The sequence below is a fragment of the Nonomuraea sp. NPDC049637 genome (assembly GCF_040675235.1).
In the GTDB taxonomy this organism is placed as follows: Bacteria; Actinomycetota; Actinomycetes; order Streptosporangiales; family Streptosporangiaceae; genus Nonomuraea.
In genome coordinates, this window is sequence record NZ_JBFAOM010000031.1 from 18,249 (window position 1) to 32,574 (window position 14,326).

The 14,326-nt window shown below is 73.8% G+C and carries 13 protein-coding genes; 6 read left to right on the forward strand and 7 right to left on the reverse strand.

Annotated elements, in window-relative coordinates; translation table 11 throughout:
- Nucleotides 1-95 precede the first annotated feature (95 nt).
- Entirely contained in the window at nucleotides 96-1,571 is a 1,476-nt protein-coding gene (locus tag AB0J71_RS33690) for an SDR family oxidoreductase (RefSeq protein ID WP_364417918.1), read from the forward strand.
- On the opposite strand, the gene AB0J71_RS33695 is transcribed toward AB0J71_RS33690, so the two are convergent.
- The 4 genes from AB0J71_RS33695 to AB0J71_RS33710 form a co-directional block, all read right to left on the reverse strand.
- Nucleotides 1,561-2,730, reverse strand: a complete 1,170-nt coding sequence (locus tag AB0J71_RS33695; protein WP_352327526.1) for a cytochrome P450 — start codon at nucleotides 2,728-2,730, stop codon at nucleotides 1,561-1,563. The two genes, AB0J71_RS33690 and AB0J71_RS33695, sit on opposite strands and share 11 nt — an antisense overlap.
- Nucleotides 2,720-3,514, reverse strand: a complete 795-nt coding sequence (locus tag AB0J71_RS33700; RefSeq protein ID WP_364417920.1) for a helix-turn-helix domain-containing protein — start codon at nucleotides 3,512-3,514, stop codon at nucleotides 2,720-2,722. Before AB0J71_RS33700 ends, AB0J71_RS33695 begins: the two co-directional genes overlap by 11 nt.
- A 113-nt stretch (nucleotides 3,515-3,627) precedes the next feature.
- Nucleotides 3,628-4,149 (reverse strand): carbonic anhydrase, encoded by a 522-nt coding sequence (locus AB0J71_RS33705; RefSeq protein ID WP_364417922.1) that lies wholly within the window; start codon nucleotides 4,147-4,149, stop codon nucleotides 3,628-3,630.
- Between the two features lie 52 nt (nucleotides 4,150-4,201).
- Nucleotides 4,202-5,428 carry an MFS transporter gene (locus AB0J71_RS33710; protein WP_364417924.1) on the reverse strand — a complete coding sequence of 409 codons (1,227 nt, stop codon included), beginning with the start codon at nucleotides 5,426-5,428 and terminating at the stop codon, nucleotides 4,202-4,204.
- A gap of 100 nt (nucleotides 5,429-5,528) precedes the next feature.
- On the opposite strand from AB0J71_RS33710, the gene AB0J71_RS33715 reads away from it, so the two are divergent.
- Together AB0J71_RS33715 and AB0J71_RS33720 are read left to right on the forward strand one after the other, a co-directional pair.
- Nucleotides 5,529-6,614: a helix-turn-helix domain-containing protein gene (locus AB0J71_RS33715; RefSeq protein ID WP_364417926.1), complete on the forward strand. Its 1,086-nt coding sequence runs from the start codon at nucleotides 5,529-5,531 to the stop codon at nucleotides 6,612-6,614.
- Between the two features lie 55 nt (nucleotides 6,615-6,669).
- A complete protein-coding gene (locus AB0J71_RS33720; RefSeq protein ID WP_364417928.1) occupies nucleotides 6,670-7,725 on the forward strand; it encodes an LLM class flavin-dependent oxidoreductase in 1,056 nt (351 codons plus the stop codon).
- Between the two features lie 73 nt (nucleotides 7,726-7,798).
- Here the strand turns inward: AB0J71_RS33720 and AB0J71_RS33725 are convergent, their stop codons facing one another.
- Both AB0J71_RS33725 and AB0J71_RS33730 read right to left on the reverse strand, forming a co-directional pair.
- Nucleotides 7,799-9,016 (reverse strand): amidohydrolase family protein, encoded by a 1,218-nt coding sequence (locus AB0J71_RS33725; protein ID WP_352324708.1) that lies wholly within the window; start codon nucleotides 9,014-9,016, stop codon nucleotides 7,799-7,801.
- Nucleotides 9,013-10,455 (reverse strand): amidase family protein, encoded by a 1,443-nt coding sequence (locus AB0J71_RS33730; RefSeq protein WP_364417930.1) that lies wholly within the window; start codon nucleotides 10,453-10,455, stop codon nucleotides 9,013-9,015. Before AB0J71_RS33730 ends, AB0J71_RS33725 begins: the two co-directional genes overlap by 4 nt.
- A gap of 227 nt (nucleotides 10,456-10,682) precedes the next feature.
- Here AB0J71_RS33730 and AB0J71_RS33735 point away from each other — a divergent pair, with 227 nt between their 5' ends.
- Genes AB0J71_RS33735 through AB0J71_RS33745 form a run of 3 tightly spaced genes read left to right on the forward strand, consistent with a single transcriptional unit; the run spans nucleotide 10,683 to nucleotide 13,258 of the window.
- On the forward strand, nucleotides 10,683-12,008 hold the full coding sequence (locus AB0J71_RS33735; RefSeq protein ID WP_352324706.1) for an aminotransferase class I/II-fold pyridoxal phosphate-dependent enzyme: 1,326 nt from the start codon (nucleotides 10,683-10,685) through the stop codon (nucleotides 12,006-12,008).
- Nucleotides 12,002-12,829 carry a tryptophan 2,3-dioxygenase family protein gene (locus AB0J71_RS33740; RefSeq protein ID WP_364417932.1) on the forward strand — a complete coding sequence of 276 codons (828 nt, stop codon included), beginning with the start codon at nucleotides 12,002-12,004 and terminating at the stop codon, nucleotides 12,827-12,829. Before AB0J71_RS33735 ends, AB0J71_RS33740 begins: the two co-directional genes overlap by 7 nt.
- Nucleotides 12,830-12,862: 33 nt before the next feature.
- Complete coding sequence (locus AB0J71_RS33745; RefSeq protein WP_364417934.1) at nucleotides 12,863-13,258, forward strand: carboxymuconolactone decarboxylase family protein; 396 nt, start codon at nucleotides 12,863-12,865, stop codon at nucleotides 13,256-13,258.
- A gap of 97 nt (nucleotides 13,259-13,355) precedes the next feature.
- Here AB0J71_RS33745 and AB0J71_RS33750 read toward each other — a convergent pair whose 3' ends face one another.
- A complete protein-coding gene (locus AB0J71_RS33750; protein WP_364417936.1) occupies nucleotides 13,356-14,210 on the reverse strand; it encodes a universal stress protein in 855 nt (284 codons plus the stop codon).
- Between the last annotated feature and the right edge of the window lie 116 nt (nucleotides 14,211-14,326).

A 14,326-nucleotide genomic window follows, 5' to 3' on the forward strand; every position in this document is an offset into this window, starting at 1 on the left:
CATGCCTCACAGATGCCCAGCCGGCCGCGCCCGCACGCGCACGATGACCGGACCGCTCCGGCATGAGGCCCAGGGGATGGGGAAGGTGCGTGGGCATGGCAGTGTGCCTGGTGACAGGGGCGACGGGGTACATCGGCGGGCGGCTGGCGCCCGAGCTGCTGGCCGCCGGTCACGACGTGCGGTGCATGGTGCGCTCGGCCGGACGCCTGCGCGACCTGCCGTGGGCGGAACAGGTCGAGGCCGTCGAGGCCGACGCCACCGACGCCGAGCGCACGCGCCGTGCGCTGGACGGGGTGGACGTCGCGTACTACCTGATCCACGCGATGGGGACGAGCGGCCGGTTCGCCGAGCGGGACCGGCTGGCGGCGCGCACGTTCGCGGCCGCGGCGGCCGCGGCGGGCGTGCGGCGGATCGTCTATCTGGGCGGGTTGACGGCGGACGAGCGGCTCTCGCCGCACCTGTCGTCGCGGGCAGAGGTGGGGGAGATCTTCCTGCGCGGCGCGGTCCCGGCGGTGGTGCTGCGGGCCGCGGTGATCATCGGGTCGGGGTCGGCCTCGTTCGAGATGCTGCGTTACCTGACCGAGCGGTTGCCGGTGATGACGACGCCGCGCTGGGTGCGCAGCCGTACCCAGCCGATCGCGGTGCGGGACGTGCTGCGTTATCTGGTGGCGTGGGCGCAGGTGCCGGGGACGGTCAACCGGGGGTTCGACATCGGCGGGCCTGATGTCCTGACGTATGCCGACATGATGCACGGCTATGCCGCGGTGGCCGGGCTGCCGCCCAGGTTGATCATTCCGGTGCCGCTGCTCACCCCCCGGCTGTCGAGCCTGTGGGTGGGGCTGGTCACGCCCGTCCCCGCGAGCATCGCGCGCCCGCTGGTGGAGTCGCTGCGCAACGAGGCCGTGTGCGGCGAGCACGACATCGCCCGCCACGTCCCCGACCCCGAGGGCGGGCTGGTCGGCTTCCGCCAGGCGGTGTCGCTGGCGCTGATGAAGATCAAGGGGGCCGACGTCGCCACGCGCTGGTCCTCGGCGTCCACGCCGGGCGCGCCGAGCGATCCGCTGCCCACCGATCCCGACTGGGCGGGCGGCAGCCTGTTCGTGGACGACCGGAGCCTGGCCGTGCAGGCCAGCCCGGAGGCGTTGTGGCAGGTGATCGAGGGCATCGGCGGCCGTAACGGCTGGTACTCGCTGCCGGTGGCCTGGCAGTTGCGGGGCCTGGCCGACCTGCTGGTGGGCGGGGTCGGGCTGCGGCGCGGCCGGCGCGATCCGGCCCGGCTGCGGGTGGGCGACTCGATCGACTTCTGGCGGGTGGAGGAGGTGCTGCCCGGACGGCTGCTGCGGCTGCGCGCCGAGATGCGGCTGCCCGGACTGGCCTGGCTGGAGCTCGGCGTCACCCGCTCCGGCGGCCGGACGATCTACACGCAACGTGCCATCTTTCATCCGCACGGCCTGCTCGGCCATCTGTACTGGTGGGGGATCTCGCCCTTCCACGGTCTGATCTTCGGCCGGATGCCGGTGAACGTGGCCGCCGCGGCCCGCCGCGGGGACCGGTCCGCGGCTACGAGCTGACCAGCGCCAGATCGAGCACGTCGATGCCGACCGGGGTGCGCCCGATCGCGATCCGGCTCAGCGACCACGGGCCCGGGAAGCGGTGCAGCAGTGCGTGCACCGCGATCGCCACCTCGTGCCGGGCCAGGTGCGCGCCGAGGCAGAAGTGCACACCGTGGCCGAAGGACAGGTGCTCGTTGGGCGTCCGGTCGAGCCGGAACACGTGCGGCTCGGCGAACACCCGGGGATCCCGGTTGGCCGAGAGCACCATGGCGACCACCCGCCGGCCCGCCTCGACGGGGTGCCCGGCGATGCGGGCCGGGCCGGTGGTGAACCGGTCGGTGCCGCCGACCGGGGGCAGGAAACGCAGCACCTCCTCGACGGCGGCGGGCACCAGCCAAGGGGCGGCACGCAGCCGGGCCGGCGCCTCCGGGTGGGCCGCCAGGCACAACACGGCGTTGACCAGCAGGGTCCTGGTCGACTCGTGGCCGTTGACGAGCAGCAGCGTGCAGAAGTCGAGCAGTTCCTCGTCGGAGAGCCGGCTGCCGTCCGGTTCGGCGGCCAGCAGGGCGCCGATCACGTCGCCCCGGGGCCGGGCGCGGTGCTCGGCGAACACCTCGCCGAAGTACTCGGCCAGTTCGGCGTGCGCGGCGCGGAACGCGGCCCGGCGCGCCGGGTCCTCGCTGAACGCGCCGGCGAAGGAGGTGATCGCCTCGGTCCAGCGCACGAAGTCCGGTTGCCGGTCCGGTTCCACGCCCAGCAGCGCGGCGACGGTGCGCACGGGCAACGGGTGACCGAGCCGGCCGATCACGTCCAGCTCGCCGTCCACGCCGGCCAGTTGCGTCCGTACGGTGTCGGTGATCGAGGGCAGCAACGACTGGATCGCGCGGGGCGTGAAGGCCCGGCTGACCAGCCGGCGCAGCAGGTGGTGCCGGGGCGGGTCGATCGCCGACAGGCTGCCGAGCATCGGGTTGTCCCGGTGCGGCGGGGGTTCCGCGCTGTGACGCAGCTCGTCGGACGAGAACGTCCGGTGGTCGGTGAGCACCTGCTTCACCTCGGTGTGCCCGTGCACCAGCCAGCTCTGCAACGGCTCGGCGAAACGCACCCCGTCCCCGGCCAGACCGTCCTGCGCGGTCTGCCGGTACCAGTCGAGGATCTCCTTGACGACGTCATCGGTCATGCGTCGAGTGTGTTGCCCCCCGGCCGGCCGATGCTTGGAGAAAACGGCCACTCTGCAGCAGCGCGGTCGGTGGCGCGCCCACCGCGTGCCGGAACTCGGCGAGCAGGTGCGACTGGTCGTAGCAGCCGCTGCGCACGGCGATGGCCGCCCAGTCGGGGCGCTCGCCCCTGGCCAGCGCGGCGCGCGCGGCGGCGAGTGCGTGGTGCAGCCGCACCACCCGCGCGTAGGACTTGGGCCGCAGCCCGACCGCCACCCCGAACCGCCGTCGCAGTTGCCGCTCGGACAACCCGGCCCGGACGGCATGCTGCTCCACCGGCGCACCCGGCGCCGCGTGCATCGCCGCCAGTACGACGCGCACCCGCTCGTCAACGCGGCATCGTCCGGCGCGCGCCCGTACCAGGGCCAGCGCCCCGGCCAGCCGCTCGCCCACCGCCCCGGCCGGCCGCCCGCTCTCTGACCCGACCGGCCGCCCGACGTCGATGGGCGCCCTCGGTGGCCGCCCGGCGTCGATGGGCGTTCCGGCCAGTGGGACCTCGTCGGCCGCGATCCCGAACAGCCCGGTCACCGCCCCCGGTCGCAGCCGCACCCCGACCAGGGGCCCGCCCCCGGGCAACCGTCCCTGCCGGACGCGTGTCTCCGGACCGGCCAGCCGGCACCCTCCGTCCGGCATGACCAGCAGGTCGACGGCGGGGTACGGCAACCCTCCCGGCACGGTGTCGCCGCCCAGCACCCAGATCCCGGCCACGAGGTGGGCCAGGTCGGCGGGCACGGGCAACGCGGTCACCCGTGCAGTCAACCGGGCGACCGCCGCGCCCGCCACCGATTAACCGGACCGCGGGACGCCCGACAGGCGCCACCGCCGCGGGACCCGGCGAGGCAGGCCGGATCCTCACCTGGTCAGTCGGACGAGACGTGCGGACCGGCGTCCAGCTTGACCTCGTTCAGCCGGCCCGTGGTGACGTCGTAGACGAACCCGCGGACGGAGTCCTTGTGCGGGATGAACGGGTCGGCCAGGATGCGCCTGGCCGACTGGCGCACGTCCGCCTCCAGGTCCTGGAACGCCTCGGCGGACCAGTCGGGCTTGACGCCGACCTCCTGGTAGATGTCGTCCTTGAAGCCGTCGTCGGTGAAGGTGAGCATGCCGCAGTCGGTGTGGTGGATGAGGATGATCTCGCGGGTGCCCAGGAGGCGCTGGCTGATGGCCAGGCTGCGACGTTCGCCGGCGGTGACGACGCCGCCGGCGTTGCGGATCACGTGCGCGTCGCCCTCGCGCAGGCCGAGCAGGCCGTAGACGTTGAGCCGGGCGTCCATGCAGGCCACCACGGCCACGCCCCGGGCGGGCGGCAGCGGCAGGTCGCCGGAGTCGAAGGCGGCGGCGTAGCGTTCGGAGTTGGCGATCAGCTGGTCGGTGACGCTCATGGGGGACGTCCTCCTGTCACGTGCCGGGACCCGCGGTCATAGTCCACATTCCCTACTGACTGTACATGTTATTGCCCCGCTGTGTAGCCCCCCTGCGTTCGGCGACGGCGGAGGCGGACAGGAGGGTCGCGGTGGAGAGGGTGCCCCAGAGGGTGGCCGGACCGTGGGAGGCGAGGGCGGTGATGACCGCAGGGGAGACGGCGAGGCCGAAGCCCGTGGAGAGCTGGAAACGGGCGAGGGCGCGTCCCAGGAGATGGGCCGGCGCGAGGGCGGTGACGAGCGCCGTCGCGCTGCCGGCGTAGATGATCTCGCCGATGGTGCAGACCACGGACACCATGGCGACGGCCGGGACACCCCAGCCGGGCCCCAGGGACGTGGCCGCCAGGAACCCGAGGTAGGACGCGGCGAGCAGCACACCGGCGAGCGCCAGCACGGTCCGCCGGGAGAAGCGGGACAGCAGGACGGTGACCGGCACCTGCAAGGTGACCACCAGCACCGTGTTGGCCACGAAGACGGCCGCCGGCCACACCGGTGACGCGTGCATCTGCGTCACCAGGACCAGGGGCACCGCGATCTCGGGGACGTTGAGGCAGAAGACGTAGACCACGTTGGCGGCCAGCAGCGCGCGCATCCGGGGCGCGGGCCCGCCGGCCATGTCCTTGGCCGGGGCGGCGGCCGGACGCGCGCGCAGGCGCACCGACCACGCCAAGGCCGCCGCCGCCAGATATGCGAGCCCGGTGACGGCCGCCAGCACCCGCAACGCAGGGGCGCCGCCCGACAGGCACGCGGTGGCGAGCAGGGCGCCCACGCCCAGAGCGGCGTTGCGCAGGGCGCGGCCCGCCGCGAGGGCGGCGTCGCGTTCGCGGCCGTGGGCGACCGTGGCCACGAGGGCCGCGTGGGCGGCCGGCCATGCCTGGTTGCCGATGCCGAGGAAGAGCGCCGCCGTCGCGAACAGCCAGACGTGCCCCGCGGGGGCGGCCAGCAGCAGCGCCACGCCCAGCACCCGCACCAGCATCGACGCCGCCACGACCGCGCTGCGTGCGCCCCGGTCCAGCCATCGGCCGACCGCGGGCATGCACACCAGGCCCACGACGACGCCGGCCGTCATGGCGAGGCCGGTGACCGGCGCGGAAAGCCCCAGCACCGTCACCCCGTAGAGCAGCAGGAAGGGCCGCAGCAGGCCGGTGCCGAGCGCGTCCACGGCCAGGGCGACGGCGTAGCGGGGGCCTCCGGAGGCGCGGACGAGGGCGCGCGGCCGGATCGTGGTGGTGGATGCCATGGCGTCAACCATGCGTCCGGCCGCGGGGGGTGGCTCCGTCAGTTGACGGACACCGTCAATCGGCGCGGTCGTGGGCCGTCCGACCAGGGATGATGGGGGGATGACGCTGAGGATCGACATCGGCGGGGCGCCGTCCGGGCGGCTGCGGTTCGCCGCCTCCCCGCTGGCCGAGCTGACCGCGATGCTGCACGTGCTGGCCGAACCCGGGCATCACCCGCAGCTCGCCGGCTGGGCCGGGGACGTCTGGGCCGGGCTGCGGCCGGAGCTGGCCGAGCGGCTCAGGGAGGCGGAGTTCCTCTGGCGTTCCTCACGAGCCGACTTCCTGGTCCCCGCGCGTCCCCGGCCGACCCTCGCCGAGGAGCTGGACGATGTCGACCGCATCGACGACGAACACTACGTGACCGCCGCGCTCATCACCACGTGCGGCAGCAACCGGGTGCACTTCGCCGCGCCCTCGCCGCTCACCGACGCGGCGGCGCGTGAGCGGGCCCTCGACCTGGCCCAGGCTCGCGGCGCGCTCCAGGAGGCCTTCGCCGAACGGCTGCTCGCCGACCCGGTAGCCGTGCGGGCGCGAGTGCGTGAGACCCTCGAACAGTGCGCCGAGGCGTTCTTCGACGCCGCCTGGACGGGCGTCGCCGCGCGACTCGCCGCCGACCTGCGCCTGAAGAACGACCTGCTGAAGCGCCAGGGCATCGGGGCGGCGCTCGCGTCCGTCTCCGGCGCCGTCACCCTGGCGCCGGACGGCAACCGCATCATCGTGGACAAACTGCAGGACAACGCCACCACCGCGCACGACGCCGGGGTCACCTTCCTGCCCAGCGTCTTCGGCCGCCCGCACCTGGTGGTGGTGCACGCGCCCGGATGGCAGCCGGTGGTGCAGTACCCCGTGGCCGAGGCGGGCCCGTCGGAGCCGGTGTCGCTGGAGACGGTCACGCTGCGGCTGGAGGCGCTCGCGCATCCCGTACGGCTGCGGCTGCTGCGCACCCTGGCCCGCGGCCCGCACACCACCGGTGAGCTGGCCCACGCCTGGGAACTCTCACCTCCGGAGGTCTCCCGCCACCTCGCCGTCCTGCGCCGCGCGGGCCTGCTCACGGCCCGGCGGCACGGCCGTTATGTGCGTTACACCGTCAATGTCCCCGATCTGACGACCCTGGGCGCCGACCTGCTGACGGCCGTGCTGCGTTGAGCGGCTCCGGCTGTCAGGCTGAGTACGTTCGAGACGGCCCTTTCGTGGAGGTCTGATGCGCGCAGGTGTCGTGGTCGCCGCCCAGCCCGGTGTGGAGGAGCTGGCCGTGCGGGCCGAGGAGCTGGGCCTGCACAGTTTCTGGGTCAACGACAGCCCGATGGTCCACGGCGATCCCTTCGTCGCCCTGGGGCTGTGCGCCAAGGCCACCAGCCGCATCAGGCTGGGCGTCGGCGTCACCTCACCGGCGCTGCGCTCGGCCCCGGCCGCCGCGAGCGGGCTGGCCAGCCTCAACGCCCTGGCGCCGGGCCGGATCAGCTGCGGGGTCGGCACCGGGAACACCGCCCGGCGCACGCTGGGCATGCGGCCGGCCTCGGTTGCGGCGACGGAGAGCTTCATCGCCGCGTTGCAGGACCTGTGCGCCGGCCGGAGCGTCGAGTACCGCGAGGGCGACCAGGCCTGCGACGTCCGGTTCCTGCACGCCGGGGCGCACGTGCACACGGACGACCCGATCGAGTTCGTCGTGGCCGCGCTGACCGGGCCGAAGGCCGCCGCCGTCGCCGGCCGCCGCGGCACCGGCCTGATCTCCTTCGGCCTGCTCGACCCCGCCGCCTGGCGCGCCCTGCACGACGCCCGCCGCCAGGCCGCCCGCGGCGCGCCCCGCGACCCCGCCTCCTACGTGGTCACCGCGCTGCACGTACTGGACGAGGACGAGGATCCGGGCGGCGCCGCGGCCAGGGACGCGACCGGCCACCTCGTCCTGTCACTGCTGACCTTCGCCGCCGACACGGCCGCCGACACGGCCGCCTTCGCCGAGCGTCTCGGCCCCGAGGAACGCGAGGCCGTACGGCGGCTTCTCGACCGGCGCGGCACCACCGCCACCGCACCCGACCGGCACACCAAGCTCTACCCCGGCTACCTCGGGCGGATCGCGCCGGAGGATCGCGACCTGATCCTGCCCTCGCTGATGAACACCCTGGCCCTGGTCGGCACCCCCGACGACCTGCGCGCCCGCATCGCCACCCTCGAACGGGCCGGCGTCGACGAACTGCTCATCCAGCCGGTGGTCGACCCACCCGCCGAGATGGCCCGGCTGGCCGAACTCCTCACCTGAGCGGACCCGCTCCTGGGCGCGGTGGAGGTCCGACACGGGGGCGAGGACCCGCCACCGCCGGTCAGTGGCATCCTCATGTGCGCACCCGCCCTCCCCGGACGACGTGGGCGACCTCACCGATCGTCTCGATGTCGGCGAACGGATCTCCCGCGACGACGACGAGATCCCCGCGCGCACCGGGCCGCAGGACACCCAGGTCGGCCCGGCCGAGCAGCCGCGCGGCCTGCGAGGTGGCGGCCCGGAGCACGGCCAGGGGCGTCATCCCCTCAGACACCAGCACCACGAACTCCCGCCAGCTGTCCTCGAACGGCACGGTACCCGCGTCCGTGCCGAAGGCGACGGGGACCTGCCCCGACAGCAGGCGGCGTGCGTTCCGCAGGATGTCGTCGGCCACCGGCGCCACCTTGTCCCTCGCGCCCGCCGGCTGGCCCGCCCAGAACCGCGCGTCGTCGAGATGGTCGATGTAGACGTGGCAGGCCCATCGGGTGGGCACGAGAGTCGTCCGGTGTTCCGCCATGACGCGCAGGGTCTCGTCGGTGGCGAAGGTGCCGTGTTCCACGCTGCGGACGCCCGCGCGCACGGCCCGGCGGACGCCCTCGTCGAAGTGCGCGTGCGCGGCGGTGGGCAGGTTCAGGTCACGAGCCGCCGCCACCAGGGCGGTCATCTCCTCCTGGGTGTAGGCGACGGTGTCCGCCGCGTCCGCGGGGCTGACGAAGCCGCCGGTCGCGGCGAACTTGATCCAGTGGGCGCCCAGCTGGCGCTCGATCCTGACCTGGCGGACGATCTCGTCCACCCCGTCCGCGACCGCCGCCGCGCGGCCTCCGTAGGGCGGCTGCAGGGTGGAGCGGGGATCGCCGTGGCCGCCGCGGGCGGAGATGATGTGGGGGGCCACGAGCATGCGCGGCCCCTCGATCAGGCCGGCGTCCACGGCGCGGGCCAGTTCCACCGTCACCGGGTCCGCGGCGGGGCAGCCCAGGTCGCGGACGGTGGTGAAGCCGTGGGACAGCAGGGTCCGTAACGCGGGCAGCGCGTCGAGGGCCTGGCGGGAGGCGGGCCGGCCGCCCGTGCCGTCACCGGAGGCCACGTGCACGTGACAGTCGATGAGGCCGGGCAGCACCGTCCCGGACGCCTCCAGGACGCGGGTCCCGCGCGGACGCTCCACGCGCGTGCCGGTCTCGACGATCAGGTCACCGCGCATGAGCACCTCGAAGGGGCGAAGACAGTCGTCGCGCAGGCCGTCCCAGCCCTGCGCGGCGGTGACGAGGAGGTGCGGCTCGCCGGGGCCGGTCATCGGCCCGGGACCTTGGGCGGGAGCTCGGGACGGTGGGCGGTGGCCGGCTCCAGGGCGGGCGGCGGCCAGATCTCCTCGTAGGCGCATCCCATCTGGAGCAGATGGGCGTCGGCGCCGGCCGGCGCGCACAGTTCGAGCCCGACGGGAAGCCCGTCGGCGGTCAGGCCGGCGGGCAGGCTCAGCGCGGGCAGGCCGAGGACGCCGGCCCAGTCGGTGTTCCGGATGAAGGTGGGGAAGGTGGGATGTTCCCGGCCGTCGATCACCACGGACTCCTCGCAGGCGAACGGCTGGGCAGGCAGCGGAGTGGTGGGGTAGACGAGGGCGGACAGCCGGTGGGCGCGCTGGTGGTCCGACAGGGCGCCGGCCAGACGGGAGAGGTTCTCGCACGCCGCCCGGTAGTCGGCGGCCGGCACGCGCGCCGGGCCCAGGGCGTCGTTCATCGCCGCCCGCACGCCGGGCGAGGCGATCTGGGCGAGCAACTGGTCGAGGGTGGGCGCGGGCGACGTCTGGGCCAGGTAGTAGGGGATCTCCCAGGCCGCCTCGTACAGGGCCACCGTCATGGCGTCGCGCGCGAGCGACGCGCCGGCGCCCGCCGGAAGCGCGGCCTCGACCAGCACGGCGCCGGCCGCGCTCAGCTCCTCCAGGCGGCGTTCGGCCACCGCGGCCAGCGACGGCTCCAGCCCTTCCCAGAACGGCCGGCGGGGCACGCCCAGCCGCAGCCCCGCCCAGCGCACCGGTTCGGGGGCGGGGCCGGGCGCGGCCACGACGGAGTCGAGCAGCACGATGTCGCGCATGGTACGGGTCAGGAAGCCGGCGGTGTCCCTGGTGCGGGAGAGCAGGAGCAGGCCGCGCTGCGGATACCGGCCGGCGGACGGACGGTAGCCGAACACGGCGCACAGGGCCGCCGGGATCCGCACGGAACCGCCGGTGTCGGTGCCGAGACCGGCCGGAGCCAGGAAGGCGGCCACGGCGGCGGCGCTGCCGCTGCTGCTGCCTCCGGCGAAGCGATCGGCGGCCCACGGGTTGCGGACGGGGCCGAAGCCGGGATTGTTGCCGGTGATGCCGACGGCCAGCTCGTGCATGTTGGTCTTGCCGAGCGCCAGTGCGCCGGCGGCGCGCAGCCGCCGCCAGATCTCGGCGTCCCGCCCGGGACGATGGGCGCGCAGCGCCGGCGTTCCTGCGGTGGTGGGATGGCCGGCGACGTCGACGTTGTCCTTGACCGCGATGAGGACGCCGTGCAGGGGGCCGCGCCGGTCCGCCCTGTCGGCCTGCGCGGCGGCGTCGAGGACGGCGCCCTCGTCGCACGAGACGAACGCGCCGAGCGACTCCTCCGCGCATCGCCCGAGCAGACATCGCGCGTATTCGGAAACGGATATGCGCCTGTCCCGGATTGCGTTGACGGCCGCCCTCGAACTCCAGGCGGCCACGTCGTCACACATGAGCGTTCACCTTTCGGAGGCGCCGCGCGAGCCGGCCACGAACCAACGTAACACCTCCCGGCGGGACGGAATGTCCGGCCCGTCAGAGGTCTGGAACGCGAGTTCGCCGGACACTCAGGAGGCTTTTGCGGCCGGTGTGATAAAAGCCGCGAAAAGTCTGTTGTTAAGGCGGGAAAATGCCGGGTAATCGTGCCGACCGACCGGAATCACCGGACGGCGGAGTTGACATGGGAACCGTTCTCGACGAGGTGACCGAGGATTCCTGGCTGCGCGGTCATTTCAAGGACGCCGAATGGGTGGCGGAATACCTGGACGCCGGCGCGCCGTCCGGCGACCCGATATACCTCAGCCTGGGGGAGACGTGGTCGGAGGCGCCTGAGGGGCTGGCCCGTCTGCTCGGCAGCGGGCTGCCGTCGTACGCGCACGGATACGTCATCTCCCAGTACGGCCTGCCCGCGCTGCAACGCCTGCTGCGCGGTTACGTCGCCCGGACCCACGCCCTGCCCGCCGGCTTCACCGCGGGCGCCGGCTTCGAGGTCGCCGTCACCTGCTCGGGGACCAGGAACGCCATGTTCGACTACGGGCGGCTGATCCTGGCGGACCTGCCGCGCAGCGCGTCCCCCACCGTCATCGCCCCCGCGCCCGGCTGGGACTACCGGGGCGTGTTCGCCGGGCTGGGTTTCCGGATGACCTACCTGCCGCTGGCACCCTCGCAGGGCTTCCAGCCCGCACCGGAGGCGCTGCGCGAGGCGCTGGCACGGGCGGGCGATCCGCGCGGGGTCATCGTCGTCATCAACGCCCAGCACAATCCCACCGGCGTCAACTGGGACGAGAACCTCGTCGCCGACATGGTGCGCCTGACCGTCGAGGCGCGGGCGAACCTGCTCATCGACGACGCCTACTACGGGGTCACCGATCCGGGCACCGCGCCCACCAGCGCCCTGCGGCTGCTCGCCGAACGGCTCGCCCGTCCAGGCGCCGGGGACCGGCCCGTCCGCTGGCTGGCCGTGCGCTCCCTGGGCAAACAGTTCAACTGCAACGGCTGGGGCATCGGGGTCAGCGTCGCGCCGCCGCCGATCCTGGACCGGCTCGTCAACGACTTCCAGCTCCAGCGCTCCTTCACCGCCGCGGTGCCGTTGCAGAACGCCATGGCGAGGTGGCTGGACGGCGGCGAGTCCGAGCAGTACCTGCGGGCGTTCCGGCAAGGATGCGCCGACAAGCGGACGTGGGCGGCCGGCTTCCTCCGGCAGGAGCTCGGCTGTCCCGCCGAAGCGCTCTGCCCGGGAAACTGCACCAGCTACTTCCTGTTCCGGGTGCCGCCGTCGTACGCGGCGGACGCGCGCGACGGCGTCACCCGGTTCCGCCGCGACTGCCTGCGCCGCGCCGGCGTGCTGCTGGGCGCCGGCACCATGACCCCGCAGGCGGCGCCCGAGGAGGGACAGGCCATGGCCGTCCCCTACGTGCGGATGTTCCTCGGCCCGCCGATGAGCAGCGTCGAGACCGCGCTGCACCGGCTGGCGGAGGCCGGGATGAACTGGGAGCGGTCATGCTGAGACGTCGCCGGAGCGCCACCGCGCCCGCCGGCCTGACCTACGAGAACTACCTCTGCCTGGACCGGCTGCTCGGCGCCCAGCGCCCGATCTCGGAGCCGCCGCACCACGACGAACTGCTGTTCATCGTTCAGCACCAGACGACCGAGCTGTGGGTGAAGCTGATCCTGCACGAGCTCGACGCCGCGATCCGGGAACTCCGGCACGACCGGCTCCGGTCGGCGTTCCGCTCCCTCGACCGGATCTTCGTGATCCAGCGGCAGCTCATCGAGCAATGGTCGGTCATCGCCACCCTGAAACCTGACCGTTTCGCCGAGTTTCGCCCAGTGCTCGGGGGCGCCACCGGTTTCCAGTCCGTCCAGCTCCGGATGCTGGAGTACCGGCTCGGCGACAAGCGCCCCGAACTGGTCGAGGAATACGACGGGTCCGTCCGGCAGGACGCGCTGCGCGCGGCGATCGCGCAGCCGACGGTGTACGACGAGTTCATCCGGTTCCTGCACCGGGCAGGGCATCCTGTCCCCGCCCGCCACCTCGACCGCACCCACAGCTGTCACGAGGAGCCCGACCAGGAAATCGTCGCCGTGCTCCGCCGCGTCTACGAGGACCAGCGGGCCTACGCCGCCGAGTACGAGATGGCCGAACGCCTGGTGGAGCTGGAGGAGCGGCATCAGATGTGGCGGTTCCGCCACATGCGCACCGTGCGGCGCGTCATCGGCGACAAGCCGGGAACCGGCGGCTCCCGCGGCGTGCCGTACCTGGCCTCCCTGGTCGACCGGCCGCTCTTCCCCGAGATCTACGCCGCCCGCACCGTCATCGACCCCTGACCGGCACCACACTCACGCGCCCAGGAGCCCGCCATGAGCGACCGACCTCAGGACCCGCGCCACCAGCGCGGTCTGGAGCTGATGAACGAGATCGACCCTGCCGACGGCGGACGCATGCTCGACGAGTTCGCCACCATCGCCCCCGATCTCGGACGGTTCCTGGTCGAGTTCGCCTTCGCCGACATCTACGGCAGATCCGTGTTGTCGCTGCGCGAACGGCAGTTCGTCCGGCTCGCCGCCCTGGCCGCGATGGGCATCGGCGGCGCGCCGATGCGGGCCAACATCAACTCCGCGCTGAACGTCGGCGTCCCGGTCTCCGACATCGCCGAGACGTTCATCCAGTGCCTGCCCTACGCGGGCTTCCCCCGGGTCATCACCGCGGTGGAACAGCTCAAGGCCATCGTGGCGGAGCGGGCGGACCAGGACTGACCCGACCGGCACCCCGGCCCACGGAACGGCACCACACGCGGGTGAACGCACGTCCCATCCGCGCCGTGATGCCGGCCGCCGCGGTGCGGACGGCCACTCAGGGCGCCGCCGGCGACGGCCCGGGCCGCCCAGAGTCCGACGGGGCGGGGACGATCGCCACCGGACACGCCGAGCGCCGGATCAGCCGGGCCAGCCCCCACGGCCGCCGCCACGCCAGAACCCCCATCGGACGCCGGGCCTCCACCACGAGCAGGCGGGCCGCGACCGAGGCCGCCAGGAGGGCGGAGCGGGCGTCACCGTCGCAGCGCTGCTCGTGCACCCGGACCTCCGGATGCAGCCGCCGCCACCTGCCCAGCGAAGGTCCGGCGGCCGAGCCGGCGCGCAGGACGCGCAGCCGGACGCCGTGCGCGGACGCGGTCCGGAAGGCGTAGCCGAGGAGGGCGTCCGGCGCGGGCCCGGGCTCCAGGAACACCACGACGTCGTCGTACGGACGTGCCGTCGCGCGCTTGGCCACGACCACCGGCGCGTCGGCCCTGGCGGCCAGCGCGAGGGCGACCGAGCCGAACAGCAGGTCGATCACCTCGTTGCGGGGACGGTGGCCGATCACGATCTCGACGGCGTCCCGCCCCGCGTCGCGCAGGACGGCCGCCGGCGCACCGGGCGCGACGTGCGCCGTCACCGCCGGGTGGCGCCCCCCGCCGCGGACCCGGGCCAGCGCGTCGGCGGCGACCCCCACGGCGATCTCGTACGCCGATTCGACGATCATCGGAGCGGCGAACGCCTTGGCCGCCGGAGGCCCCGCGAAATATCCGGCCAAATCCATGGCATGCACGATCCGCAACGGCCTTTTCCGGCGGATCGAGTCCTCCGCCGCCCATTCCAGGGCGACCGACGAAGGCGCGGACACGTCGGCGCCGACCACCACGGGGGCTCTGTTCGACGGCCCGTTCATGGGAATTCCTCCTTCGTCGCGCCAGCCTTGCCGGACAATTCGCTGCCACGCATTCCTGACAGGGCCCTGAATTCGCGCTGACATCCGCCGTACGCCCGGCGATTTCCCCGGAAGTC

Excerpts from the sequence above, each read along its gene's own strand:
- AB0J71_RS33690 (WP_364417918.1), top strand. The coding sequence starts at position 96 with ATGGCAGTGTGCCTGGTGACAGGGGCGACGGGGTACATCGGCGGGCGG.
- AB0J71_RS33695 (WP_352327526.1), bottom strand. The coding sequence starts at position 2,730 with ATGACCGATGACGTCGTCAAGGAGATCCTCGACTGGTACCGGCAGACC.
- AB0J71_RS33705 (WP_364417922.1), bottom strand. The coding sequence starts at position 4,149 with ATGAGCGTCACCGACCAGCTGATCGCCAACTCCGAACGCTACGCCGCC.
- AB0J71_RS33710 (WP_364417924.1), bottom strand. The coding sequence starts at position 5,428 with ATGGCATCCACCACCACGATCCGGCCGCGCGCCCTCGTCCGCGCCTCC.
- AB0J71_RS33715 (WP_364417926.1), top strand. The coding sequence starts at position 5,529 with ATGACGCTGAGGATCGACATCGGCGGGGCGCCGTCCGGGCGGCTGCGG.
- AB0J71_RS33720 (WP_364417928.1), top strand. The coding sequence starts at position 6,670 with ATGCGCGCAGGTGTCGTGGTCGCCGCCCAGCCCGGTGTGGAGGAGCTG.
- AB0J71_RS33725 (WP_352324708.1), bottom strand. The coding sequence starts at position 9,016 with ATGACCGGCCCCGGCGAGCCGCACCTCCTCGTCACCGCCGCGCAGGGC.
- AB0J71_RS33730 (WP_364417930.1), bottom strand. The coding sequence starts at position 10,455 with ATGTGTGACGACGTGGCCGCCTGGAGTTCGAGGGCGGCCGTCAACGCA.
- AB0J71_RS33735 (WP_352324706.1), top strand. The coding sequence starts at position 10,683 with ATGGGAACCGTTCTCGACGAGGTGACCGAGGATTCCTGGCTGCGCGGT.
- AB0J71_RS33740 (WP_364417932.1), top strand. The coding sequence starts at position 12,002 with ATGCTGAGACGTCGCCGGAGCGCCACCGCGCCCGCCGGCCTGACCTAC.
- AB0J71_RS33745 (WP_364417934.1), top strand. The coding sequence starts at position 12,863 with ATGAGCGACCGACCTCAGGACCCGCGCCACCAGCGCGGTCTGGAGCTG.
- AB0J71_RS33750 (WP_364417936.1), bottom strand. The coding sequence starts at position 14,210 with ATGAACGGGCCGTCGAACAGAGCCCCCGTGGTGGTCGGCGCCGACGTG.